This is a genomic window from Paenibacillus sp. cl123 (assembly GCF_900101595.1).
Classification (GTDB): domain Bacteria; phylum Bacillota; class Bacilli; order Paenibacillales; family NBRC-103111; genus Paenibacillus_G.
Genome location: NZ_FMYY01000001.1, coordinates 906,213 through 930,755, shown reverse-complemented (window position 1 = coordinate 930,755; position 24,543 = coordinate 906,213). Strand labels below are relative to the sequence as shown.

The following is a 24,543-nucleotide window of genomic DNA, read 5'->3' as shown; positions in this document are numbered from 1 at the left end:
AATACAAAAAGTCAGGATTCCCGTACATTCTTAAATTCTCGTGATCTTATTAATATAAAGTATAGCACGAGATCATGATTGTTAGGGAGGTAATAGACGATGAGTACAAAAAAACATGGTTCCTCCGACATAGCGGAAGGCTTATACGAGGGAAAAACGGTCGCGATGCGCGGAGCCGTGCTGACGGACGAGGAAATCGCTTCGCAGCTGTACCGGTACGAGCACACCGCCCCGCTGCTGCCCTCGCTCGCCGACTTCCACGACGAGCAGTTGAAGCTTTACAAGAGGCAGGGGTATGTCGCTGTCGAGCGCTTGCTTTCCGGCGAAACAGTCCGGTCGGCCACGGAAGCGCTGATGAACCTTATTTTCGAGGACGCGAAGGAAGCTCGCATCCAGTACACGAAGCCGAAAAGCGAGCTGCACAACAAAGAAGAGCAGGAGCTTGCGGTGCGCAAGGTGCATGATTACGTTCCGAGCGACGAAACGTTGACCAGGATCGCTTACGATCCGGAGCTGATCGCCAAGCTGCGCCTGATTCTGGGCGACGAGCCTGTGCTCGCGCAGAACATGGCGCTGCTGAAGCCGCCGCATGGCGGAGGCGAAAAGCCGTGGCATCAGGACATGGCCTACGGGCCGCTCGCTTATGACAAGCCGGTAGTGGGCGTCTGGATCGCGCTGGATGAGGCGGCGCTCGATAACGGCTGCATGCATGTGATCCCGAGATCGCATATGGATGGCGGGGTGCCGCATTATGCCGTGCGCGACTGGCAGATCTGCGACACGAACGTACGCGTCGAGCATGACGTAGCTGTCCCATTGCCGCCGGGCGGGGCGTTGTTTTTCCACGGCATGCTGCATCACGGGACCCCGCCCAACGGCAGCGACAAACGCCGCCGGGCGCTGCAGTTCCATTACGCCGGCCAGTCCTCACGCAAGGTGCGGCCGGATGAATACAAGCGAATCTATACGAATGAGATGACCGACGCAGAGTGCTGAGCGTCCATGGGAGATGATAGCAACGATAAAGGCAGCTTGGCGCTTTACATGGAGCCCTCTGCGGCCGGATTCCTAAGGAGGCTGCGATTTGAAAACGATCATAGCAAAAGCATTTTGGGGAATGGACGGCTCCGTGGAGGAAAAAGTGCGGCGGATCGCCGAAGGCGGCTACGATGCCGTTGAGGCTCCCGTGCCGGACAACATGAAGCCGGGTGCGTTCCGCGCTCTGCTGGATGAACACAACCTTAGCTATATCGCCCAGATGTCGACTATAGGAGGCGATGAAGCTGATGAGCATGCCGCCGTCTTCGGCGAGCGGCTCCGGCAGGCGGCGGAATACGGGCCGCTGTTCGTGAACTGCCATACCGGACGCGACCGCATGGAAGCCGATGAGCAGCTTCGCTTATTCGGCAGCGTGCTGCAGCACGAGTCTGAAGTAGGCATAGCCGTCGCCCATGAAACGCACCGCAGCCGCTGCATGTACACGCCATGGACGACGGCCAAACTGCTTAAGGCTTATCCGGAACTGAACATCTGCGCGGATTTCAGCCATTGGGTATGCGTGACCGAGTCCTTCCTTCAGGCAAGCGCCGACGACGTAGAACTCGCCATCCGGCGCGCGCTCCATATCCATGGCCGTGTCGGCTATATTCACGGCCCGCAGGTCGCCGATCCGCGCGCGCCGGAGGTCGCGCCCGAGGTAAGCCTGCACGAGGGCTGGTGGCGGCGTATTTATGAAGCCAGGCAGAGCGCCGGAGCGGAGCAATTCACGTATACGCCGGAATATGGCCCGCCAGGGTATATGCATGTGCAGCCGTATACGCGCCAGCCGGTCGCCGATCTGTGGGAAATATGCGACTGGGGCCGCAGCCGGGTGCCGGAGTGGCTTCCGGCCAAGTAACGGGGCATACAAAGGCCGGGAACCGATGGCGACATCATTTCCCGGCCTTTTGTTACGGTTATGCGGATGGCTTACCCGCCCGCCGCGGTCACTTCCCAATCCCGCTGCAGCACGATGCGTTCCCCGACCTTGAACTGGATGGTCAGAGGATTGATCCCCGGCTTCAATGGCACATCCAGTCCGATATCGGCTAAGCCGGATTGATAACCCAGCTTGTACAGGTGGTTTATTTGTGCAAGCTGGACAGAGGACGCTGCGTCCGCCGCTTCACGATGCTTGACCATGATTTGAAGCTTCGGGCCAATCTCCTTCTCGTCCATGTACAGATCTTCATAGAGCAGCCCGGAGAGATGGAGCTTCCCGGCATCAGCCGTCTTCGGCAGATCAAAGCCTGAAATCTCATGCTCCAACGTGCTGAGTGTCACATGTTTATCCCCATAGGCAACCTTATCGTTGTAGGCCGCGGTTATGCCGAATAAAGTCCTGAGATGAGTTAAGCTTAGAAGGAGGGCCTCTTGTTTCGAATCCCGATCCTTAACCGGCGCTTCAGTGAGCGTGACGACCCCGGCCGGCTGGCTGTCCCAGAACGTCTTGACGGCCAACTCGCCGTCCTTCACTTGAACCGCATAGCCGTTCGCGTGCTTGAAGGTCCACCAACCTTCGGCGTCAGGCCCGATTCGTTCATAATGATAAAGGCTGGCCACGAAATCTGAACGGAAGGCGGGTTCTCCATCCATGATCCTGCCGATCGTATCGGAGCCATGAGTAAATTCGCCGGCTTCGTTCTGATAAAACACCCCTTGGTAGGACCTTTTAGACCGAACTTGGATATCTTGATCGCGGTCTTTCAATACGACACCGTCCAGATAAGGGTTTAATTGAATCCAGCCTTGGCCTACAAAGGAACTGATTTTGTACCACCTTGTGCCGTCAGGTGCGGTCCAGGCAGCAAGCGGTTGGACGGTTTGGGGGCCAATTTGTCCATTATTCAGCGATATTCTTGTATTCGGGAACCGGTAGATACTGGTCACCGACGCCTTGAGCACAAGGGACGCAGTATCGTCCACGGCATCCTCGGGTTCGGCATAGGTCGGGCTAAACCAGCCTTCGGCTTGATCCGTTTTGACGTGATACCACCGCTCGGACCCCCACCATGCCTCCGGGTCCGTCGCCGTTTCCGTGACGGTCAGCTCGCCTGCTGGAACTGTTGCTGCAATCTCGGAGTACTCATCCGGATAGACGAATAAAGGACTTGGCTGCTTCCGTTTGAGAAGTTGCTTGTCTGGCACAATCGGCATGCCGGGTCCAAACGCCCATTTTGGCCCTTGCGCCGTTTCAAATTGATAGGAGCTTCCAAGCAAGGAACGGAACTTCGCGGTTTGATGAACGAAAATGGAAGTTAAATACCCCTCATATTGATACGAGACGTAGTCCACATGGGGCGTGCTGTTGTAATAAATGCTCGGGTAGAAAACCTGCCGGTCCAGCGGGAGCAGGTTCCCGATCTCGTCCAGGTGCAAATGAACCCATTGATCTCCTAGCCACGTCGTGCGGATCTTGATCCACCGTTTCGGGTTATACTCCCCTTCGGCTTGACGAAACCAGCTCTTCTCCGCATCGACGACAGCGACCTCCTGCGGAGATAGCGCCGCCGTTTTGCCTCCAGCTTCCGAAGGCCGTGCGTATAACGGCGTTTCGGACATGAGGCGCAAGGTCGGGGGCGGCGGGACTTCTATTTGCCAGGGAGCTGTTTTAACCCAGCGGTCGCCGATGTCCGTCTTTATTTTCCACCAGTTGCCCGATGTCGCCCAATGAACCTCGGCTTCCACGACTTCAACCGTTTGCGGCGCGAAGCTGCCTTCCGGCTGATTGAGCAGCGTATTCGGGATGACATAATAAGGCATATTCTCAACAAAAGTAAGCTGCTTCGGGATAAACATGCCGTCCGCCTGCTCCGTTGGCGTATCGGCGTATTCGGAGGCATGCCCCGCCGCGCTGAACAACCCAAGCTGTATGCCCGCTGCGAACAAGATGAGGATTGAAATTTTTTTCCACATAAGGACGGCTCCTCTATTCTTTATTTCAGTCATTTAGTATATATGACTAAGAAATAGAATAGAAGTTGTGCTGCAGCTCAAATAAACAGCAAAAGGATATACTCGCCTAGCATTGAATCTGCTTTAGCCATTCTTGGACTTGTACTCGCCAGGCGTCATCCCGATATATTTTTTAAACACTTTGGAGAAATAAGTACGGTCCGAATAGCCAAGCTTCAAAGCCACCATTTCAATGGAATCATTCGAGCTTTCCAGCATTTTGGAAGCGATTTTGATTTTGTATCTGTGTACGTAATCGGTAAAATTTTCCCCGGTTAACCGTTTGAAGTATCGGGAGAAATAACTCGGGTTCAAAAACAAATAGTTGGCCATGTCCAGATACGTGAGATTTTCCGCTAAATGCTGCGAAATATATTGCTCAATCTGCTGCAGCTTCGTCTCCTTCGTGTGAGCCTCCTCCGAGGCGGGCCGGTTTTTCAATATTTGCAGCAGCTTCCAGCGCATCAGCCCCAGCGTATCGTCCAGATGAAGCGTGGATTGCAATAGCCCATAAAAATCCTCGGAAGCGCCCGGCTTCTTATCGCTCAGCTCGATGAATCGAAGGATGTCCCCGCAGCTCTGAATCAGCTCTCCAGGCTCGGCTTGAGCAGCTTGCGCAAACTCGTGCAAGCTTGCCAAGCCCGCTTCCACCAGCGCCGGATCTCCCTGCTTGACCGCATCGTGCAGCTCGCGGGTCAAGCTGCCCGGCAAGCCGGCAAGCGGCAAGTAGCTGCGGACCAGCGCAGGACGCGACAAGGCCGTCGAAGGCTGGGTGTAATAATCGCTGTATTGGGCCCGGATGAGCTGCCGGTATGCCGTCCCTACACCGGATAACTCCAGCTTGTCCGGATCGTACAGGAAGCCTAGCTCGACCTTCAGATACTGCCTGCTTTTCTCCCGCAGCTCGGACATAAACGACTGCATCGCCTGCTGCGCGTTCAGCTTCAGCGTATGCCGGTAATTCAGCACCATAACCAGGAAATCCGGTTCGTTAAACAACGTAAAGCCTTCGAAATCCTGAGCCAGCTCGCTTGCAATATTATAGACTCCGAACCGGATCAGCGAGATGTCTTTGTACGAGTAGCTGGACACAAAGGAGGAGCAGGTCATATAGCCGATGCCTATTCGAAAGGATGGGTGATCCCAATGGATGCCCAATCTGCCCGCATAACCGAGCAGCGCCTCTCCATCGTCGCCTTTGATCAGCTGCTTGAACAAGGCTTGCTTATGCAAATCGATATTCCGGTTTAAATCTTCCCGGTAGGACAACTGCTCCAAATTCACGGACGACGTCTGCAGGAGCTTGATCGACTTGGTCAAGCTCTGCTCCAGCTGCTCCGCGGTCAGCTCGTCCTTGATCAGATAGTCGTCGGCATCGAGCTTGAGCGCCTGCTTGGCATATTGAAAATCCTCATGGCAGGTCAGAAAAATCAAACGTACGCCCGGCTTGATCCGGATGAACTCGGCGGCCAGCTCCAGCCCGTTCATCTGCGGCAGGCCGATATCCGTAACCACGATATCCGGCATAAGCTCCTGGAATAGCCTGAGCGCCTTCACGCTGGAATACGTATCGCCTGCCACCTGCAAGCCGAGCCGGTCCCATTCGACCAACTGATGCAAATAGTTGAGCATCGGCACGTCATCGTCGATCAGCATCACTTTGTGCATGTTCTATTCCTCGCTTTCTGCCAGGCGCAGCACAACCGTTACTCCGCCCTCTTCGTTAGCTTCCATATACATCGCTGCCGACGGTCCATATGTTAAGGTAAGTCGCTGGACTACATTCAGAAGACCCACGCGTTTATAGGAAGGCTGCCTGTCCGCTTCCCTCACGCTCAGCAGCTCATTCATTTCCTGAAGCTGTTCCATCGGCATGCCGCATCCGTTGTCGTCCACGCGAATCTCGATCACGCCGTTTCGCTTGGCCGCGCTCACTTCGATCCGGCTGTCCGACGTTTTTTCCACGAAGCCATGCACAATCGCATTTTCCACTAACGGCTGCAGAAGCAGCTTCGGCACCTCGAACGTCTCCAGCTCCGGCTCCAGCCTGACCTTAAGCTCCAGCCGCATGGCGTTGCGCATATTCATAATGTCGATGTAATGCCCGAGCAGCGTACATTCGCTGCGCAGCGTCGCCGGCTCTCCCATCTTCAGATACGCGCGCAGCAGGCTCGTCAGCGAATCGATTTGGCCGCCGTGATAGCGGTCCTTGTTCAAGTATAGACTCACCTTAATCGAGTTAAGCGTATTGATGAGAAAATGCGGCCGGATTTGCGCAAACAGCGCCTGCAGCTCCATCACTCTCTTCTGCTCCTGCTCCTGCTCGATATCCACGATCAGTTGGTCGATTCGGTCCAGCATCTGATTCAGCGTTTGTCCGAGCTCCGCTATTTCGTCCTTCCCCTTGACATGAAAGCGAAGTATCCGGTTCCCCTGCCCGAACTGCTGGGCTATCGACTGCAGCTTCTGAATAGGCCGATGCAGCCTGCGGGCGAACACTAGCGAGACGACAAAAAACAGAACGAAGAATGGCACCACAAAAAGCAGCGCCGCATAAAACATCCGCGATATTTCTCCGGTTACTTCCCGTTCGGGCGTCTCATATATGATGGTCCAGCCGTTTTTGGTCAGCTTCGATTCGGATCGGACATCGTCCGCATGCCTGCGGTCCTTCTGGTAACCAAGCGACGAATCGCCGGCAATGACGGCCCCTGCGCTATCAAACAAGGCAAACTTTCCGGTATCCATCTGGTTGAACAGCTTATCGAAGTAGGTGCGAGGTATCCCGATGTAGAGAACGCCCAGAAGCGCCTGATCGGCCGGATCGCGTATGACGCGAGCCGCGTAGTAGTTTGACGGCTCGCTGTCCTTCTCGCCTTCGACCAAAGCAAGCCATTGCAGCTCCCTCGGCCTGTCCGGATCGACCAAGGGGTGAATCGTCTGCCAATGCTGCTGAAAGGCAACCAAACTATCATGCTCCGTCACGCTTGACGGAATCGTAAAGCCGGTCGGATTGACGAGAAACATCTTGATGTCCGTGTTGAGCGTTTTCGCCGTCACCAGACCGAAAAAATCTTTAATCTCCTGCTGCTTCCTGTAATCCTCAAAGCTTTCGATAGCCCTCGTATTTCTAAAGCCGCGCAGCTGATTGAGCGCATTTTGATCCTGAACGAAAAAGTTCGAGGCATACGTTAAATCATCGATCGTTTTTGTGACATCCTTGGCCATCACTTCGAGCACCGCTTTGTTCGCTACGCGGATTTTATCCATGACGGCATTTCTTGTCATCATGAGCAATATAACGGAGACCGCGATAATCGGGAGCAGGATCAGCACGAAAAAGGAGAGCTGAATGCGGCGGTAATAGGTAAACCGGAAAATATGGTTCATGTCGATCCCTCTGTTCGTGTGATGTCGAGTCTCCTTCTATACTATACGAAGTCCGCGCAGCGAGACAGGAAAAAGGACGCCGGTTTGCGTCCTTCCTCCTATAAGCGTCAAGCGCTCTTATTTGTTTTCCTTAATAATTTTGTTGGCCTGGTCCACCATCGTTTTTTGCGCTTCTTCAGCCGAGATGTTGTCCAGAATAAATTTGCCGAACCCGTCCTCCAGCACTTTCTTCAGCTGCGGAGCGTAAGGAGCGACAACCTCGGATGGCGCAGGAGCGTGAATCCGCTTATCGAACAGCGCCTTGTCCAACGAGTCCGTGTTAAACAATTGTTTGTTGGCCGCAATCGTCGTCTCGATCGTTTTCTTGTCGTCGGCCTTCTTCCAGCCGGACAGCTCTTTCTTGGCCGCCGTGTCTGTCGTGATAAAGCGAATAAATTTATATGCTTCTTCCTTATGCTTGGAGCTGTTGGCGATAGAAGCGTATTGACCGCCGATGCTGGTCAAGCCGAGCTCGGCGTCCGCGGAAGAACGCGGTACCGGAGCGAATGCAACCTTGAAGTTATGCGGGTATTTCGTCGTATCGGCCGAATCCGCCACCATCCAGCTGCCCGTTACCAGCATAGCCGCTTTTTCGTTGAAAAATTCGGTGCGGTAAGCCAGCTTGGCTCCCACGATGTCGGCATGCGTTTTGGCGGACTTGTCTTCCTTCTCCATCGCGCGGCGCAGGTTAAAGAACGAGATCATCGACGGATCGCTGAATTGAGTCGTGCCATCCTCTTTCAGGAACGGATTTTGCCGTTCGTTGAAGAGGATCGGGTTGGCATAGTCTCCCCAGTTGTGGAAGTAGGCTCCGTAACGCTTGTTGTTGCCTTCTCCTTTGGTCAGCTTTTTCGCATATTCGCGGAAATCATCCCATGTCCAGCCGAGCTCAGGCACTTTCAAGCCTGCTTCGTCGAGGGCATTCTGGTTCAACAGCACAAGCCAGTTGCTGCGTTGGTACATCGTCGCATAGTATTTCCCTTTATACTTGGGATTTACATAGTATTCCTCTTCTGCGTTTATATTATTTTTCGTGTACCATTCATCCATCGGAGCAAGTACGCCTTGTGCCGCCCGGGCCAATGTTTCGTCGATGCTAGGGAACAGCACAACGTCGATCTGCTCGCCGGAAGACATCGTCACGTCCAATTTTTTGAGCGTCTCCACCGAGTTGCCCGGCACCAGCGAGATCGACTCCACTTTAATATTCGGATTTTCGGCTTGAAACTTGTCGATCAGCGACTTGGTAGTCGATGCCATCACATCGTTGTCCCAGTTGTAATATTTGAGCGTTACATTTTGCGGAGCCGCGGAGCCGCCGGTTCCTGCAGGACTTGCCGCCTCGTTCCCTGCGCCGCAGCCGGCCAAGAGCACCAATACGCTGCTCATGAGAATAGCGCTTGTCTTTTTCATGTTGAAATCCCCCTTAGGATCAGTTGTGAATGTTTACATGATGCATTATACCGATTGCCAGCTTAAAACGATGTGTACGATTTTGCTTTAAATGTGCAAGATTTTGACTTATCCTTTGACGCCGCCGAGGGCAATGCCGTTGATGACCTGCTTCTGCAGCACGATAAAAATAATAAGCAGCGGGATGATCGCAGACAAGGAGGCCATCATAATGACCGCGTAATTGTCGGCATAATCGTCCTTGAACATCTGCATCCCGAGCGTAATCGGATAAAGCTTTTTGTTGATCAGGAAAATAAGCGGATTTTGATAATCATTCCATGTCCAGATGAATTTTATGATACCGACCGTAGCCAATATCGGTTTGCACAGCGGCAGCATAACCTTCCAGTACGTGGTGAAATAACCGGCGCCGTCAATTTTGGCCGCTTCGATAAAATCGTTATGGATTCCCATCATAAATTGCCGCAGCAGGAATGTAAAGTAGATCGAGAACATGCCCATGATGATAAGCGCGCCGTGCGTGTTGTATAAACCGAACCATTTCATTAGCAGGTAACGTGGAACAAGCGTCGCCTGCTCCGGAATGATCATGAAAGAAAGCAGCATCCCGAAGGCGAAATCACGTCCCCGAAAGCGCAGCTTGGTGAACGCGAATGCGGCCATCGAGGAGAAAACGATCGTACACGCCGTCATAATAATCGCAAGCTTCAGCGAGTTGAAGTAAAATAAATAAAACGGCACATTGCCCATCCAAACCTGCTTGAAGTTGGCGGCAAAATTCCACGTCTCCGGAATCCAGCGGATCGGAAAATCCATGACGTCCTTCTCCAGCTTAGAGGCGGCGGAAGCCATCCATACGAGCGGCAGCAAGAAAAACAAGGAGAAAGCTCCCATAATCGCGGTAACGACTACCTTCGGCATTTCCAATTTACGAGCAAGCATACTGTCCCTCCTGACTTGAAGCTTTAATAATGTATTTTTCGTTTTTGGAGCTGCCACGAGATGAAGGTCACAATACCTACGATCGCAAACAACAGCCAGGAGATCGCAGAAGCATAGCCCATCTTGAAGTTGCGGAAGCCTTCTTCATAGATGCGGTATACGATAACGGTCGATGAATCGTTCGGTCCCCCGTTGGTGAGGAACGCCACCAGATCGAATACTTTAAACGAAGACATAAGCAAGGTAATGAACAGAAAGGAGGTTGTCGGCCCCAGCAGCGGCATCGTGATGCTCTTGAACTGCTGCAGCGGGGACGCTCCGTCGATGCCGGCCGCTTCGTACAGCTCCTCCGGAATGTTCGTTAACCCGGCCAAATAGATAACAATCTGGTACCCGATTCCGGCCCATACGGCAATAATAATGATCGAAATCAACGAAAACTTCGTGTCAGCCAGCCAGTTCGGAGGCTCGGTGATCCCGATGCTGATCAAAAATTGGTTAATAGGCCCCTGCGAAGGATGATACAGCGCACTCCATACCGCGCCCAAGGCGATGATGGACGAAATATACGGAATAAAGAAAGCTACCTTGAAATAGCTCTGCAAGTAAACCTTCGAATGAATGATCACCGCCAAAATAAGCGCCAGGATCATGCCGATCGGAACCGTAAGCAGCGTATAGATGAAGTTGTTTTTCAGCGCCAGCATCACTTTCTCATCCTGGAACAGCTTCACAAAGTTATCCAATCCGACGAACTTGATCGAAGAGAGCCCCCCGACCAGATTCCAATCGCTTAAGCTTAAATACAGGGAGAAAAACACCGGAAACACATACAAAAACACAATTCCGATAAACTCCGGAGCCAGAAACAGCCAGCCTGCCAAGGTTTCCTTACGCTCGTTGTTCCAAAAATGCCGCCGTCTGCCGACAGGCGCCCGTGCAGCCTCCGTTTTAGTCATCTCCATCTCCATTCACCTCTATATGCTTCAACTTGTACATTTACTATACAAGCCTTGGAATCGAAGCACAGGTGAAGATTCTGACCCATCTGTGCAGTATTTTGACTTTTTCAAACGCAAAAAACCGGAACCCGCTGCACGCGCAGCTGATCCCGGAAGCTTATTGGATGCACAGACCTATTCCTGCGATGTCAAAATAACGGGTCCTTCTTGCGTAATGGCAATGGTATGTTCATACTGAGCGGATAGCTTCCCGTCAGCGGTTCTCGCAGTCCAGCCGTCGTCATCGACCGTCATCCGGTAAGTTCCTGCGTTCAACATCGGCTCAATGGTAAAAACCATGCCTTCCTTAAGACGGAACCCTTTCCCCGGCGACCCGACATGCGGAAAATTAGGCTCCTCATGCATGCTTCTCCCCACGCCATGGGCAAGCAAGTCGCGTACGACGCCGAACCCATTTTGCTCCGCATGCTGTTGAATGGCATAAACGACATCGCCGATCCGGCTGCCGACCGTTGCCCGTTCAATTCCGATATACATGCACTCTTTCGTGACCCGCATCAGCTTCTCGGCCTCTTCCGATATATCGCCAATCGCATAGCTCCATGCGGAATCTCCGACCCAGCCGTTCAGCTCCGCCACGATATCGATCGTGACGATGTCTCCCTGCCTGAGCGGCTTGCTGCTCGGAAACCCGTGCGCGATCACATCGTTCACGGAAGCACACGTTGCATACCGGTAGCCATTGTAGCCCAAAGTGGGCGCTCTCCCCCCGGCTTTCGCGATGAGCCGCTCAACTTCATCGTTAATCTCCTGCGTCGTTATACCCGGACGAATCATTTCGGCCACTCTTTTATGGCATGCCGCCACGAATTGCCCGGCTATTTTCATCTTTTCGATTTCCGCCGCCGATTTCAAAGTAACCATATTATCGGCCCCCCTCAGGCAAAAGTCCCGTAAGCAAGATTTTCGCAGCTTCATCCGCGTCCACTTCTTCATGCCGATGATGAATATGCAGCCCCGCATAGCCGACCAGCGAGCCAATCAGCATGTTGGCCGCTTTTTCCGGGCTTCTCCCGCCGTCGCATTCCCGCAAAACCTCCACCAGCGGCAAGTACAGCTCTTCATGGAACCGTCGGGAGAGCTCTCTGTAGCGGCCGCCAGGCAGCTGGTGGAAATTTTCCGATGACATTTTGTACAAGATGAATACAGCTAGATCCTCCGACCATTGGCGCAGCATAAGCACCATATAATTGCGCAGTCGCTCAAACCACGGTCCTTCGCCCAAGGCGGTTTCAGTAACCGATCTCGCCTGCTCGAAAGCGCCCAACAGCATCTCGTCAAACAATTCGTATTTATTTTTGTAATAATGATAAACGGTTCCGTAACCGAGTCCGGCTTGGGCGGCGACATCCCGCATTTCCATAGTTATGCCTTTATCTATGTACACCTGCGCAGCTGCCCGCTGCATTTGCCGGATCCGGGTCACACGAATCTCTTCGTTTTGCTCCTTCGTTCGGGGAGACATAATCGAAAAGCCCTCCTTTTTTTGACCTACTGTAATGTCAATATAAAGGTACAATAATTTTCCTTTTTCGTCAACCTGAAGCTGCCAGCCGGGTTCCCCTCACACTGAGCGTGATACAAGCTTCTGAGCTGATCCTATCTGGAGCGCCATTCGGATTAATTACTCAAGCTTGCTGAAACCGATAAACTGTGTTATTTTATTTCCAAGTAGACAATATGGAGTGTGAGTTGGATTCATGAGTTCCCCTGACAGCATCAAGACGTTAATTTATGAACAGCTGCTTCACTCCTCTCATTTGCATGAACAGCGAATGGATCTGGAGCTTAGAGAAATCAAAGAGCTGGGGGAGCTTCATCAGCTGAAAGGCATACCCGGAAGTTTATCTACCATCCATGTTCTGGATTGCATCGGCCAGCATGAACCGATTAATCATTCTGCGATTGTTGAGAAATTAAAATTGTCCAAGGCGAGCATCACCAAGATTAGCAAGAAGCTGCTTGCGCTTGATCTTATTCACCGGACCCAGCTCAGTGACAACCGCAAAGAGGTTTATTTTCGTCTGACTCCCCAGGGAAAGCGGCTGTTCGATTTGCATCAGGTTTTGCACGAAACGGAGAAGCAGCGCTTTGAGCGTTTTTTGGATGATTACTCCGATGTCGAACTGCAAACGATTTTGAAGTTTTTTCACGGGATGGCCCGTTACATAGGCGAGAATAACTAAATTTTTTTAGTCTTTTTGTTTACTGGTGAACAAAAATAGAGGAGGTATTAAATTGAATATTCCCCATACGATAAGAGAACGCAGAACCATCCGGAGATTCAACTCAACACCGGTAACGCCGGAACTGGTCGTATCCTTGTTAACCGATGCGGCCAACCTGTATGAAGACGAAGGCACGCCGCGTTGGCGCTGCCTGTTCGCCGGCACGCCGGAGTCGCGTCATAGGCTGGTCAAAAGCATGACGGCTAAAATGAAGGAAAGCAGATTCGTAAAGCTGATGCCTGCCAAAATGATCGATTTTTTCATCAAACAAATAACGGATATGCCCGCTCACCTGATCTTCATCGCGGAATCCGCCTCCGATCGGCGGCGGAGCGATGAAAATTACGCGGCCGTATGCAGTGTGATGCAAAATTTTCAACTGCTTGGCTGGGAACGCGGGTTGGGCGCGCTGTGGGACACGGACCCCATGCTTCAAAGCGAGTCATTTCATGCAGAAATCGGGCTGCAGAAGGGGGAACGATTTGCCGGCATTTTACATATAGGCTATTTCGATAAGGCGCCGAGAGCTCGAAGAAGGACGCCGGCAGAGCAGAAATGGACCGCAATCGGAGAAGATGCGGCAGCGGACTCGCTTCAACCGGATTACGTCCGGATTCCAGCGCAAAGCATTCTGAAGGTACTGAATGACGCCGTCTGGGCGCCGAATGACGGGTTAAGGGAACCATGGCGCTTTATCTATGTGACGGGCAGCCAAGCGGCGGCAAAACTCTCGGAATCGGATAGAAACGCGAAGCCAGCCCTCCTTTTGGTTGTGGCCAAGCAAGAAGCTGATCCCCACAAGCGGGAGGAGGATTATGCGGCGGTGTGCTGCTTGATTCAAAACGTTCAACTGCTGCTCAAATCCGGAGAGTGGCATGCGCGCCGATCCATACCGGATTGGATTTATGACGAGGACCAATGTAAGCCGTTCGGCATCCAGCCGGGGGAGCGGATCGTAGCGGTATTGGAGCTCGGAGAAAACGGCCGCCCGCCGCAATCGGAACCGCCTTCTCTTCCACGCCTTATTATCACGCATTTATGACTTCGCCTTATCCCTGATTGCCCTCGACGGCGATCAGCAGCACAGCGGCGGCAAGGCCCAAGCGGCGATCAAATTTGCCGTTGTAATCGGCGGCAAAATCGACGTTCAACTTTTGGACGAAAGGATTGAAATTCTGCTTGTACTCTGCGACCTGGCTCCCGTTCAGCTCCGCGTTGTAATGCTGAGGGATCAAATTCGTCATAAATCTTCGCAAAAGGGCCAGCAGCGCGTTATCTTCCTTGATCAATCCGATCTCCGAATCATTTGGATTCAAAATCGTCCATTCATCCTTGAAAATCGATTTCATCCCTTTGCGTCGCAAAGCACCTATCTTGTTCCCGGTTTCGACATCCACTACGTCAAAGGTTGAGGAAAAATCAATGACGCTTCGGGCTTGAATGCTGATCAAGCATTCCTGCATGGTGTCATCCCCGTATATTCGGATGTCTTCCTTCAGCTTGAAGGCTTTCATCTTCGAGAACAAAATTGGATTTTCATTCATGTCGAAAATATCGATTTTAGCCCCAACTAGAGACAGGATCTGTTTTCTAACCACGTATTTTTGATGATTGAACTTCGGATTCAAGTGCTCGCCCCCTGCATGCTAGACATAATGGTGTTTACCTCATTACATTCAACAGCAGGGAGTGAGATTCCTTGTTTGAAGGCGAATTCCGTTCGCCTCGGCTAAACGAACGCTCTGCTAAAGCAATGAAGCAGCTCTCTCGCCTTCACTTCCCTCCAGCAAGGAGGTGCCAATCGTTTCAAGCTGAGCCTCCAGCGTAATCGGGTTATAGTTGGCCAACGACAAATCCACATAGCTGACGCGTCCGGCTTTCACCGCAGGGAGCGTTAGCCAAACTTCGTCCTCCAGCAGCCGGCGAACCTCCGCGGCATCAGGGCCGAAGACAGGCACAGCCATAAAGATACGGTCGGCGGCATACGCATGAATGGATGCCAGCGATATGCGCTTCCATTTCATATGCGGTTCTTGCTCAATCAGCTCTCGGACACGGTCTGGCGGTTCAAACCCTAAACCGCTGTAGAGCGTATGGCCAAAATGATGCCCCGTATACACAAATAAGCCGAGGTGGTAGACAAAAGCAACCGCGGTCTCCTTGGGCCCAATCCGGCCATGCAGGACTCGCTGCCAGTATTCGGCTCGGTTCGCATAGCTGGCTATCCATTCATTTGCCGCCTGCTCCTTGCCAAATAGGGTTCCCATTTTATGCAGCCGAGCGGCGACATCATCTTTCCAGCTAATTTCCACCGAAGTCGCTATACGTCGAAATTCACTTACAAGCGCGGGAGGCATATAAGAAGGATACAATATTAAATCGGGCTGGAGAGCCATGATTTCCTCGACCACAAGAGGCTCGCTCAATGCATGAATGCCTTCGGCATGCTGTTCAAGCAATTGATGTATGCTTCTATTGGCAGCAACGGGTCTGATTCCCAATGACAGCAATTCCCCTAAATACTGTATACAAACCATTCGAGGCGGCTTCGCCCCCTGCGCCTTGAATTGATTGGGCGATATGCCCGTCAGCTTTTTAAACCGCCGGCTGTAATAAAATTCATCTTGAAATCCGACTCTGACGGCGATATCGCGAAGTCGGGAATCCGGATTGACCGACATAAGCTGCTTGGAAAGCACAATGCGCAGCGCAGTCAAATAATCCATCGGGGTTTGTCCCGTAAGCGATTTAAATAAGTGGCCGAAGTGCCACCGGGTCATATGGGCGTCGCGGGCCAAAGCGCCGATCTGAATCCGTTTGGCATAATGTTCGTGGATATAGGAGATGGTACGCTCCACGGCGGCCTCATTCTCGTGCTGCTCCTCATGGCTCCATTGCTTGTGGATATCCTCGATTTCCCAGAGCGATTCCGTTTCCAATGAGGGGCGTTCCTTCCATATTTGCAGCATCAGTTGTTGGAATATAATATGACTTTGCAGCGCCTGCATGCCCCCGGCAGCGCTTTGCTCCATCAAGTGTTTTATCTTTCTTTGCAACGAACCCGGCTTGGAGAAGCTAAACTCCATCGTTTCTTCGAGATAGTCCCATGTATCATTCAATGACTGATACTGCAGGAGAACCATTTGAAGCTTATCCAACCTTGGGATGTCCACTTGCACGCTGGAGCCTGGGGGCAGCATAAACCCGGTGCCCTCGTAGCCGTCGCAGATTCGGCCACAGATTTCAAGGCTTGCTTTGCCTTGTATCACCAGCAAAAGCGCGCGGTTCTCGATCTTCCATGAAAAGCTTGCGGTATGATCGGGCATGGACTGCTCTTCCACGCTCCATTTGCGAATTTCCTTTAATATATACATAGGCGGAGGAGTTAAGATTTCGACTTGTTCGATAAGCAGCTTTATCGCCCCCGCAATTGAGAATGAATATCATCTAAGCTCTAGTATATAAAATTTGCTCCAAAAAAAGAAGCCGGCTTTGCGTCGATGACGACAAAATCAGCTTCTTTTTCATTCTTACTGCTTTAGCGCTTTAGACATCTCATCCAACAGCCATTCCAAGGTAAGCGGGTCGTTCAGCCCCCATCGCGTACCCACCACATGGGCTTTCCCGTTTTTAACCGCGGGGAGGCTCTTCCAGATCGGGCTGCTGAGCAGCTCGTCCATTTCCGTGACCGCTTTCCCATCCTTGGCCGCAGTTACGATGAAAATATAATCACCCGCATACTGAGGCAGCACTTCTAGCGAAATTTCCTTCCAAAGCGCTTGCGGATCATTGGCGAATAGCTCCTTCACCTTATCCGGTTGCTTGAATCCCAGCGCATTGTACATCGTAGGACCCAACCGCTGAGCGCCATATACATACAGCTTCTTGTCGGAGTGAAGCACGAAGGCCGTCGCCGTAGCGCCGTTTTTCAACAACGGTTCCAGCTCTTCTTTCTTCTTTTTGATCTTCGCGTCATAGGCGCTAAGCCATTGGTCAGCCGCCGCGGGAACCCCCGCGACATCCCCCAGCTTCTTCAAACGGGTGAAAGCATCCTCGCTATAGTTCATGACAACTGTAGGAGCGATTTTGGCAACCGCATCGATGGTTTTCTGCTCCAGAAAATCCGGCAGGATGATAAGGTCGGGATTCACGGAAAGCAGCTTCTCCACATTGGGATTGACTCCATCTCCCCCAATATCTTCGATCTTGGACAGCTGCTCCGGCGTTAGAGAAAGCTTCGCGTTCAAGTGGTTTGTAGCAACGACAGGAGCTTGAAGCGCAACCATCTCCGAGGCAAAATAATGCGCTGCGATCCGCGTGGGATGGGCGGGGATCTCAACCTCTCTGGATTTCGCATCTTGATAAATCCTGACAGCACTCTTGGCTGCTTCATTCGCAGGCGCAGGCGCTGCAGATGCTGTGGTTGGCGCAGCCGGTACAGTTTCTACGGCAGGTTTCGTCCCCGCCCCGCCTGCTCCGCAGCCTGAGAGGATAACCAGCATGATGAGCATAAAAAGTAGCGATGAGGGAGAAAAGGAACATTTAGTAAAGAGCCGCTGCAACATAAAGACCTCCATTTGATAACAATTCTCAATGACGTTTACATTGTAATCCCTCCTCTTGTGTAAATGCCATGGACATTTGTTGCGATTTAACGGGACAAATTTTGCTGCGGGCGCAGCTTGAATTTCCCCGCTCGGCATTAAAAGCATAACCGAGCAGGCGATTTTTCATTTAGAGCCCAGCGTGCGGATTTCTCTTAACTTGTTCTTCAAATGTGGGAATAGCGCTCTGTCCCAAAAGCAAAACTCTTCCTTAGGAAGAGTTTTGGCTTAAGGGTATAAGGTTGCCGAGTAAGGACGTGCGTGGACGAAGCCTGAAAATGGCCAAGGCTCCGGGTTGCTTATGGCAGCTTCAGTTCAATCTCGATGCGGTAGTATGCCCCTATAATATTCTCAAAATCGGTCACTAGCGACTCTGCAAATTCTCCCTTGTCAAGAGTTCGGACCAGCAATTTTTGCGCTGGTTCCCCTTTGGGCAAAAGGCGGGCCGTGATCTTGTACCGGCCGATCGGTACCCCCTCTATTCCAAAACCGTTGTTCGTTACCCCACCGTGTCCGACATACGTTTTGCCCGCCCCACCGGAAGATTCGCCAACCGGCTCCACTGTCAACTCGACATCTTCCCGGTCTGGAGGCGGGAGCGAACTATCCACGGGGTTCCATAAGTCAGCCATATGAAATATGATAGAGCCTGTGGCCGTTTTCATCACAAAGTTGCGAATAGCGCCCGTATTCCCAGCGAACGGATCGTCATTGTCCGGCGTTAGATCAACCTTGGACGATACGCCGTTCAATTCGATCGCGGCCTCTCCGCTAGCGCTCCAGGTTGTCGCCATCCGGCTCAGCTCAATCCGGTAGCGGCCATTCGCGTCTGTAACGGCAATCTCGTTGCTGTTGTAAAGCAGCTGATTGTCAGCGTAGATGGTAGCTCCTGGAACCGGGCGACCGCCCAAATCGACGACAACGCCCTTCAGGATATAAGGCTCAACAGTATCGTTCCCGTCGTTGGCCGCTGTTCCGTCTCCTGTCGCCACACCATTCTTATCGGTAATGCGAATCACGATTTTATCGTTAGAATCGTTATATGAGACAGCATATCCGCTCTCTTCCGAAACAAATCGTAGCGGAACCATCGTCCGTTCGTCCACAATTTGCGCAGGCACATCAAGCTCTACTTTACGACCGTTGACAAGTGCGATTTTATTGTCGATCGTCAGCTCGATAACAAGTCCTTCCTTCGTGCCGGTTGCTTTCGATTCCCCATTGGCGCTCTCCCAGTCTACTTCAAAACCCAGTGTCTCCAGCAAGGACCGGAACGGCACAAGCGTCCTGCCGTCCCGGATGATCGGCGGCGCTTCCTTAAACGTCACTAATTCCCCATTGTAATATACGCTGATCTCCTTCGGGGCCGCCGATGCACCCGTTTGACACATGATCGCGATCAAAAGCGATAAGACGGTTATCCAAATAGCCGCCTTTGCCGATAGGCGATATCCAATATTCATGGTTCTGAACAAGCTAAACATTCCTCTCCTTATAAATTTTCGACCGTCAAGCCAAGGCTGTTAGGTCTACGCCAGTTTAGCATCGCGAATTTCGTTGCGATATTATACGATTGTATAGTCTTGCTTCGATTTTTCGGTCAGTCTCGTATCCCGTCCGGCGGGAGAAGCACGACGACCTCGCGACTAAAAAAATCGGAAGATGGCCGCCGCTGTCGGTTTGCGAGGATTTGGATTCTCGACTTGTGCATCGGTTTTTACTCTGTGATGTACTAGCGGCCGCATTACGGGAACACAATCGAATCCACCTAAGTATTGCAAAACTTTAGTCGGAAGGCAGCAGATAAAGCTCCCCGTCTTCTTCGCAGTAAGATAATCCCGTTGTATCAAAATCCAAAATATCCTCAGCCTCTTCCTTCGTTAATTGCCCTAGACTAATCCCCAGAAATTGAATTATCGTGTCGATATTAATCTCATATGGATCATACGAATCTTTGGTTGCAGCTTTCCATCTAACCTTTAAAGCATTAGCGCTTTCATAAAACTCGATAATATTATCGTAAAGCACATTATGTTGAAAAACATAAATGCAACTCAGCCTATGACCTGGCATAATAGTCTTTGCTGTAGGTTCACAACCCACTTCGATAACTAAAGACTTCTTAGTTATTTCGTTGATTGAACTAATATCCCACAATTGGTTCTCCATATATATTCTTGGTTTTGCTTCGATACCATCTACGGTGAAGAAGCTTCCGCACTTAATGTCTATGTACCATTCGATGATTCCTTCATTTAAACATCCGGAGAGTATTGCGTCTTGTATCTCGACATGGACGTTGTTTATGAAATTCATATTTATCTCCTTCTAGTCGCAATCTGTGTAAAACCTTAGATTATTACAATGCATGCATTTGAATAAATAACCTTGAATGTGATCATAAGAAGCAGTCTTAAATTCGTGTTCAGATATCCTATAATCCTTTAAAAGTTGCTCAAAGTCTGCTCTCGTTTGCTCTGGAAATTCTTCAACAAGTTGCTGAATTTGTTTCCAGCCCATATAATCAGTAATTGCGCAAAAGTCTCCGCAGCATGACAACCAGTGTTCTTGCTGCCAGCCGCAGAAGCCTGGTGTTCTATGAATCAGCTCATCCAGGAAGCCGGGACTGTCCACTCTCTCACATGATGCAATATCTTGAAAGTCTCCATCATATTTTCTAGCGGCGCTCCCGTCAGCAATACACCATGGACAAATCCCTTCTACAGCTGCTGTTGTATAGAATGGACCTTGATACGCATAATCTCTTTCTTTATTACAAACCGGACAACATGTTTTTCTTTGTACAATAACTTTTAGTTTAATTGGGTCTGCATTGTATTTAAACTTTGGAAAGTTCATGGCTTAACCCCTTACTCCAAAATATTCAATAACATACCATATGTTGGTTACTATTCGGTAATCTTAATAAAATTCCTGCATCTGGGAGTGATACGATTTTGTTATGGCTCATATATTCTGAGATTTCGTGTAATTAGGGGAGTAAATACATTAACTCAACTGTCTGGTCCTAGAAAAATATTGCGTTGTCACGGAAGAATCTCATCATCCGATGGCAGCCGAAGAGCTGCCTCAGTTAGATTTCATCACCATGACCTCTCTGGCTTTCAATGCTAACCTCCCCCTCCCTTGCTAGAATAGCCTGTTTTAGACCAGAACTAGGCTATAGAGCGAAAGGCCATTTCCCCCACTTACTGCCTGCATTCTCCATGGGGCAGATTACCAAAACCCATAAATGATACTCATAGTCCGTCGACTTACCCGCGCTTTCCATATTAATATATAAATAAATGCGGCAGAGGAATGCGAGAAGGATGGTCGCCATGAATATTTTATCTGATTTCGGACTACGGTTGAAGGAGCTGCGCCTGCGCTCGAATCTGTCGCAGGATATGCTGGCAGCCCGCTCCGGACTGGACCGCACGTATGTTGGGAGCGTGGAACGTGGCGAACGCAATATTTCGCTGAAGAATATCGAGCTGCTCTGTAATACGCTTGATGTTGACATCAGTTATTTTTTCGATCACGAACGCTTTTCCTTACATTCAGCTCATCTAAAGAGCGAACTGAAACGGCCGATTCAAGAACGGTTCTGCTATCGCGTCGATGTGGAGCGAAACCTAATCAGCTGGCAGGTAGCTGGAGCTTTAAGTTTGGATGAAGTCACAAGCATAACTGCAGATTTAAAATCCGCCTGCCGCCAGCTTGTACTCGGACAAGTAAAGCTTCTGATCGATAACCGGAAGATGATGTTAGGGGGGCAGCCTCTTGTGTTTCAGCCTGAAATCACGGAGCGTTGGGAAGAACTGCAGCGCTGGTTCTTGCCTCACAGTGAGAAAGTTATCGTCTTGTGCAATTCCAAGCTCATGCAGAACCAGATGAAACGATTGGCGAATCGAAGCGGAATCATTGCCGTGCAAAAGAGTCTTTTCCAGCAAGAAGAAGATTGGCTGACAAAAAACATGGACCCGAGCTTTTTATTCGAGACTCACTGAATGAAAGGAGAATAGGAATAAGCACTGCAACCGTGACACGCTCACCAGCAGAAGAACTTTGGTGGGGCCTTCAAGATCCGGTTTGACCCCAAAAGCTAAAAGACAAAGGTAAGGAAAGCAAATTACGAGGAGGAGCAACAGTGAAAAAGTTTATACGAACCCTGCAAACAACAATAATCGGTGCTGTACTATTCAATGGAATGATAATAGGCGGGGTTGCCTTAGGGGCAGAAAACTCGAAAACAAATGTACAAATCAAGAAATTCCAATATCTGGATAAGGAAATGGACCGGATTTCGCTGGAGAAAATAGGCACGCCGGACGGTACGCGTGACGGTCACCTCAGTCTGCTGTTCGATGCCGGCGAAGGAACGGAAATCAAGTCCATTACGATGAAGGCTGCTGACAAAAAAGGAAGCGATACGGGACACGGCGTATGGACGACATGGAAGGAACCGGGCGACGTAGGTAAATATCTGCTTGCCGTAGAGCATGACGGGAAGGCGGTTAACAGCACATTTCAATCATCGCTAGGTTCATTCAAGGGAGTTAATCAATTCGAATTGTATGCCTCTGACAATAATAGCATGAAGGATGGCGAATATTACTACTTGGAGATCATGACAAGTGACGGACTTGTCAAATCGGAAGTTACGCCTTTTGTTGACGCCGATACCTCCTACGCACCAGTAATTATCCGCGAATTCGGCTGGGTCGATCTGAATCAGGACAAGATCGGAAGCGCTGCGTTCGGAGAGGACGGGAGCAAAGACGGCCATTTCAAGTTGAAGCTAGCGTTCGCGCAAAAGATTCAAGTGCTTTCAGTCATTCTTCGTCCGACAGACAAGGACGGTAAAGCAGTATCTGCCGGCATTTGGCGCACCAACCGGGCCGGTGTGGGTTGGCTCCTGGGGCTCGTCAAGGGAGATGAGATCATCAACCCCGAGTTCAACAAAGATGAGACGATTCCGGTTGGCGCGTTCCAGGGAGTTGTCGCTTTGGATTTGTTTGCAACCAATAACGGCTCGATTAAAAACGGCCAGCATTACGTGATTGAGGTCGAGACGCAGTTCGGCACTGTGAAGTCCAAGCCGATCGAGTTCGGCAAGGAAGGCTCCATCTACAAGGACGACTCGGTCTTTCCGTTCAAGACCATCTCGCTGAAGTTAAATTCGGAGGATGCGACGGTTGATGATAAATATTTCAAGCTGGAAGTCGCACCTTTTTCGCAGGAAGGTCGTACTATGGTGCCAGTCCGGTTCGTCAGCGAGGCATTTGGCGCAAAGGTAGACTGGGATAATACAGATCGCCGGGTTACCATTACGAAAGGTTCGGAGAAGATCGAGCTTGTGATCGATGCCAAACAAGCTGCTGTGAACGGGAAGGCAGTGCTGTTGGATTCACCGGCGATTGTGAAAAACGACATTACATTAGTGCCCGTTCGTTTCGTAAGCGAGTCGCTCGGTATGAAGGTGTTCTTCGACGAAGGCGAGATTTTCATCACGGATGCTAAAGAGCAATAATGAAGAAGTAATCCGTTGCATCTCCCAATAGGATACGAATAAGGCCATCGGCTCTTTATACAAGCCGATGGCCGCATTGCGTTGGGCCCAACTCTAATGATTCGGAATCCAGGTGGGAGCGTTCAGCAAACTATAGCGGAGGTGGCAAATGACGAAAAGCAGAGTTACAATTTCAATGGAAGATATATTGTTTCAATTATAAGAGGAAGACGACTTTGAGTGGCTAAAAAAATTAGGGAAAGTGTTCCGGGTGTTTGACCAGCAGAATTCTGGGAACGTCAATTTTGGTGTTATGATAAACGGTTTCGCTCCTCTAACGCTTCTTTTCAGATGTATAACTTAAAGATGCACCTAACGCGTTTCGAAAAACGAGCAAGGGTCCGGGTCTTCGCTAAGCCAAGCCTCCCCTTCGGCGAAAAGGCTTTTCTGAACTTTAATGATTCCGCTCCGTTTGGCAAGCCGATTCATTTGGTTTTGCATAAGCTTGGAGTTACACAAGACGACGACTTGTTCGCAATAAGGCAGAAACCATCTCTGCAACTCCTCCCATTTCTCGTTGACTTCTTGTTGAAACACGATAGGTTGTCCTTGCACCATCATTTTCCGGTTATCGATCAGCAGTTTGACCTTGCCGGAAACAAGCTGCAGGCAGGCGCTCTTGAGGTCGGCCACGATTTGTCTAATCTCATCCCTGCTGATCCCGCCGGTGACTTGCCAGGTGATGACATTGTACACCGGATCAACGCGATAGTTGAAGCGCTCACGGAGCGGTCGTTCCAGCTCCTTTTTCAAGGACGCCGTATGTAGGGAGAAACGCTCGTGCAGGAAAAAATAGCTGATGTCAACATCAAGCGTATTACAGAGCAGCTCGATATTCTTCAGCGAAATATTGCGAACGCCGCGCTCTACGCTGCCAATGTAGGTGCGATCCAATCCCGAACGGGCGGCGAGCATGTCTTGCGACATGTTCGAACGCAGCCGCAGCTCCTTTAGGCGCAAGCCGAAATCCTCTAATATATTCATTGGACAACATTCTTCAGTACGAATTCCCATGCTTTCCCTCCATGTTAATCGGTCCCCTGCAACGGAGTTGACGAACTATAAGTCTCATTCTTTTGTATCCCGGCAAATGAATGAACAAGCTGACGCCGGCACGGGGCCGGAGCCAGCTTATCGGAAAGGTATCACTAAGCGCATATGGACAAATGATGCGTATGCGTCTCCGCCCGAATGAGCGGCAGCCTGCTCGCCGCGTTGGCCGGCCGCTCTGAGTATCCGAATTCGGCAGTTCCGGCGGCTCATTCCGGTATTCATATCTCAATTATGGTGGCGCGCCGACTGAAGTTCAATCTAAGAATTTATCGAATTCTATC

At 50.9% G+C, this 24,543-nt stretch carries 21 protein-coding genes and 1 pseudogene; 7 read left to right on the top strand and 15 right to left on the bottom strand.

Going from position 1 to position 24,543, the window contains the following annotated elements; all coding sequences use genetic code 11:
- Positions 1 to 99 precede the first annotated feature (99 nt).
- Both BLR08_RS03985 and BLR08_RS03980 read left to right on the top strand, forming a co-directional pair.
- Positions 100 to 996, top strand: coding sequence for a phytanoyl-CoA dioxygenase family protein (locus tag BLR08_RS03985; RefSeq protein WP_072328326.1), 897 nt, complete (start codon positions 100 to 102; stop codon positions 994 to 996).
- Between the two features lie 88 nt (positions 997 to 1,084).
- On the top strand, positions 1,085 to 1,897 hold the full coding sequence (locus BLR08_RS03980; RefSeq protein WP_090585846.1) for a sugar phosphate isomerase/epimerase family protein: 813 nt from the start codon (positions 1,085 to 1,087) through the stop codon (positions 1,895 to 1,897).
- 71 nt (positions 1,898 to 1,968) lie between these two features.
- On the opposite strand, the gene BLR08_RS03975 is transcribed toward BLR08_RS03980, so the two are convergent.
- The 8 genes from BLR08_RS03975 to BLR08_RS03940 all read right to left on the bottom strand — a co-directional run bounded on the left by BLR08_RS03975 (position 1,969) and on the right by BLR08_RS03940 (position 12,267).
- Positions 1,969 to 3,954: an SH3 domain-containing protein gene (locus BLR08_RS03975; protein WP_072328325.1), complete on the bottom strand. Its 1,986-nt coding sequence runs from the start codon at positions 3,952 to 3,954 to the stop codon at positions 1,969 to 1,971.
- A gap of 123 nt (positions 3,955 to 4,077) precedes the next feature.
- Positions 4,078 to 5,661: a response regulator transcription factor gene (locus tag BLR08_RS03970; RefSeq protein ID WP_072328324.1), complete on the bottom strand. Its 1,584-nt coding sequence runs from the start codon at positions 5,659 to 5,661 to the stop codon at positions 4,078 to 4,080.
- A gap of 3 nt (positions 5,662 to 5,664) precedes the next feature.
- Complete coding sequence (locus BLR08_RS03965) at positions 5,665 to 7,383, bottom strand: cache domain-containing sensor histidine kinase (RefSeq protein WP_083536715.1); 1,719 nt, start codon at positions 7,381 to 7,383, stop codon at positions 5,665 to 5,667.
- A gap of 117 nt (positions 7,384 to 7,500) precedes the next feature.
- A complete protein-coding gene (locus BLR08_RS03960; RefSeq protein WP_072328323.1) occupies positions 7,501 to 8,835 on the bottom strand; it encodes an ABC transporter substrate-binding protein in 1,335 nt (444 codons plus the stop codon).
- 108 nt (positions 8,836 to 8,943) lie between these two features.
- Complete coding sequence (locus BLR08_RS03955; RefSeq protein WP_072328322.1) at positions 8,944 to 9,780, bottom strand: carbohydrate ABC transporter permease; 837 nt, start codon at positions 9,778 to 9,780, stop codon at positions 8,944 to 8,946.
- A 23-nt stretch (positions 9,781 to 9,803) separates the two neighbouring features.
- The gene (locus BLR08_RS03950; RefSeq protein ID WP_072328321.1) at positions 9,804 to 10,745 is read right to left on the bottom strand and encodes a carbohydrate ABC transporter permease; all 942 of its coding nucleotides are present in this window, start codon (positions 10,743 to 10,745) and stop codon (positions 9,804 to 9,806) included.
- A 171-nt stretch (positions 10,746 to 10,916) separates the two neighbouring features.
- Positions 10,917 to 11,666 (bottom strand): type I methionyl aminopeptidase, encoded by a 750-nt coding sequence (gene map, locus BLR08_RS03945; protein ID WP_072328320.1) that lies wholly within the window; start codon positions 11,664 to 11,666, stop codon positions 10,917 to 10,919.
- 1 nt (position 11,667) lies between these two features.
- The gene (locus tag BLR08_RS03940) at positions 11,668 to 12,267 is read right to left on the bottom strand and encodes a TetR/AcrR family transcriptional regulator (protein ID WP_072328319.1); all 600 of its coding nucleotides are present in this window, start codon (positions 12,265 to 12,267) and stop codon (positions 11,668 to 11,670) included.
- A gap of 235 nt (positions 12,268 to 12,502) precedes the next feature.
- On the opposite strand from BLR08_RS03940, the gene BLR08_RS03935 reads away from it, so the two are divergent.
- Together BLR08_RS03935 and BLR08_RS03930 are read left to right on the top strand one after the other, a co-directional pair.
- The gene (locus tag BLR08_RS03935) at positions 12,503 to 12,988 is read left to right on the top strand and encodes a MarR family transcriptional regulator (protein WP_072328318.1); all 486 of its coding nucleotides are present in this window, start codon (positions 12,503 to 12,505) and stop codon (positions 12,986 to 12,988) included.
- A gap of 52 nt (positions 12,989 to 13,040) precedes the next feature.
- Positions 13,041 to 14,072, top strand: a complete 1,032-nt coding sequence (locus BLR08_RS03930) for a nitroreductase family protein (protein WP_072328317.1) — start codon at positions 13,041 to 13,043, stop codon at positions 14,070 to 14,072.
- Between the two features lie 7 nt (positions 14,073 to 14,079).
- On the opposite strand, the gene BLR08_RS03925 is transcribed toward BLR08_RS03930, so the two are convergent.
- The 6 genes from BLR08_RS03925 to BLR08_RS03900 form a co-directional block, all read right to left on the bottom strand.
- Positions 14,080 to 14,658 carry an LURP-one-related family protein gene (locus BLR08_RS03925; RefSeq protein WP_072328316.1) on the bottom strand — a complete coding sequence of 193 codons (579 nt, stop codon included), beginning with the start codon at positions 14,656 to 14,658 and terminating at the stop codon, positions 14,080 to 14,082.
- A gap of 117 nt (positions 14,659 to 14,775) precedes the next feature.
- Positions 14,776 to 16,356, bottom strand: a complete 1,581-nt coding sequence (locus BLR08_RS03920) for an AraC family transcriptional regulator (RefSeq protein ID WP_072328315.1) — start codon at positions 16,354 to 16,356, stop codon at positions 14,776 to 14,778.
- A 204-nt stretch (positions 16,357 to 16,560) separates the two neighbouring features.
- Positions 16,561 to 17,595: an ABC transporter substrate-binding protein gene (locus BLR08_RS03915; RefSeq protein WP_072328314.1), complete on the bottom strand. Its 1,035-nt coding sequence runs from the start codon at positions 17,593 to 17,595 to the stop codon at positions 16,561 to 16,563.
- Between the two features lie 338 nt (positions 17,596 to 17,933).
- Positions 17,934 to 19,109, bottom strand: a complete 1,176-nt coding sequence (locus BLR08_RS03910) for a stalk domain-containing protein (RefSeq protein ID WP_176835402.1) — start codon at positions 19,107 to 19,109, stop codon at positions 17,934 to 17,936.
- Between the two features lie 310 nt (positions 19,110 to 19,419).
- Positions 19,420 to 19,950 (bottom strand): hypothetical protein, encoded by a 531-nt coding sequence (locus BLR08_RS03905; protein ID WP_072328313.1) that lies wholly within the window; start codon positions 19,948 to 19,950, stop codon positions 19,420 to 19,422.
- Between the two features lie 12 nt (positions 19,951 to 19,962).
- Positions 19,963 to 20,493 carry a CbrC family protein gene (locus tag BLR08_RS03900; protein WP_072328312.1) on the bottom strand — a complete coding sequence of 177 codons (531 nt, stop codon included), beginning with the start codon at positions 20,491 to 20,493 and terminating at the stop codon, positions 19,963 to 19,965.
- Between the two features lie 482 nt (positions 20,494 to 20,975).
- Between BLR08_RS03900 and BLR08_RS03895 the strand changes: the two genes are divergently transcribed.
- The 3 genes and pseudogenes from BLR08_RS03895 to BLR08_RS31985 all read left to right on the top strand — a co-directional run.
- Positions 20,976 to 21,647, top strand: a complete 672-nt coding sequence (locus tag BLR08_RS03895; protein ID WP_083536730.1) for a helix-turn-helix domain-containing protein — start codon at positions 20,976 to 20,978, stop codon at positions 21,645 to 21,647.
- Positions 21,648 to 21,787: 140 nt separating this feature from the next.
- Positions 21,788 to 23,170, top strand: coding sequence for a copper amine oxidase N-terminal domain-containing protein (locus tag BLR08_RS03890; RefSeq protein ID WP_072328310.1), 1,383 nt, complete (start codon positions 21,788 to 21,790; stop codon positions 23,168 to 23,170).
- Positions 23,171 to 23,318: 148 nt separating this feature from the next.
- Positions 23,319 to 23,474, top strand: a pseudogene (locus BLR08_RS31985) (serine/threonine protein kinase); the annotation flags it as partial.
- Positions 23,475 to 23,521: 47 nt separating this feature from the next.
- Here the strand turns inward: BLR08_RS31985 and BLR08_RS03880 are convergent.
- Complete coding sequence (locus BLR08_RS03880) at positions 23,522 to 24,193, bottom strand: helix-turn-helix domain-containing protein (protein ID WP_072328309.1); 672 nt, start codon at positions 24,191 to 24,193, stop codon at positions 23,522 to 23,524.
- Positions 24,194 to 24,543: the final 350 nt, after the last annotated feature.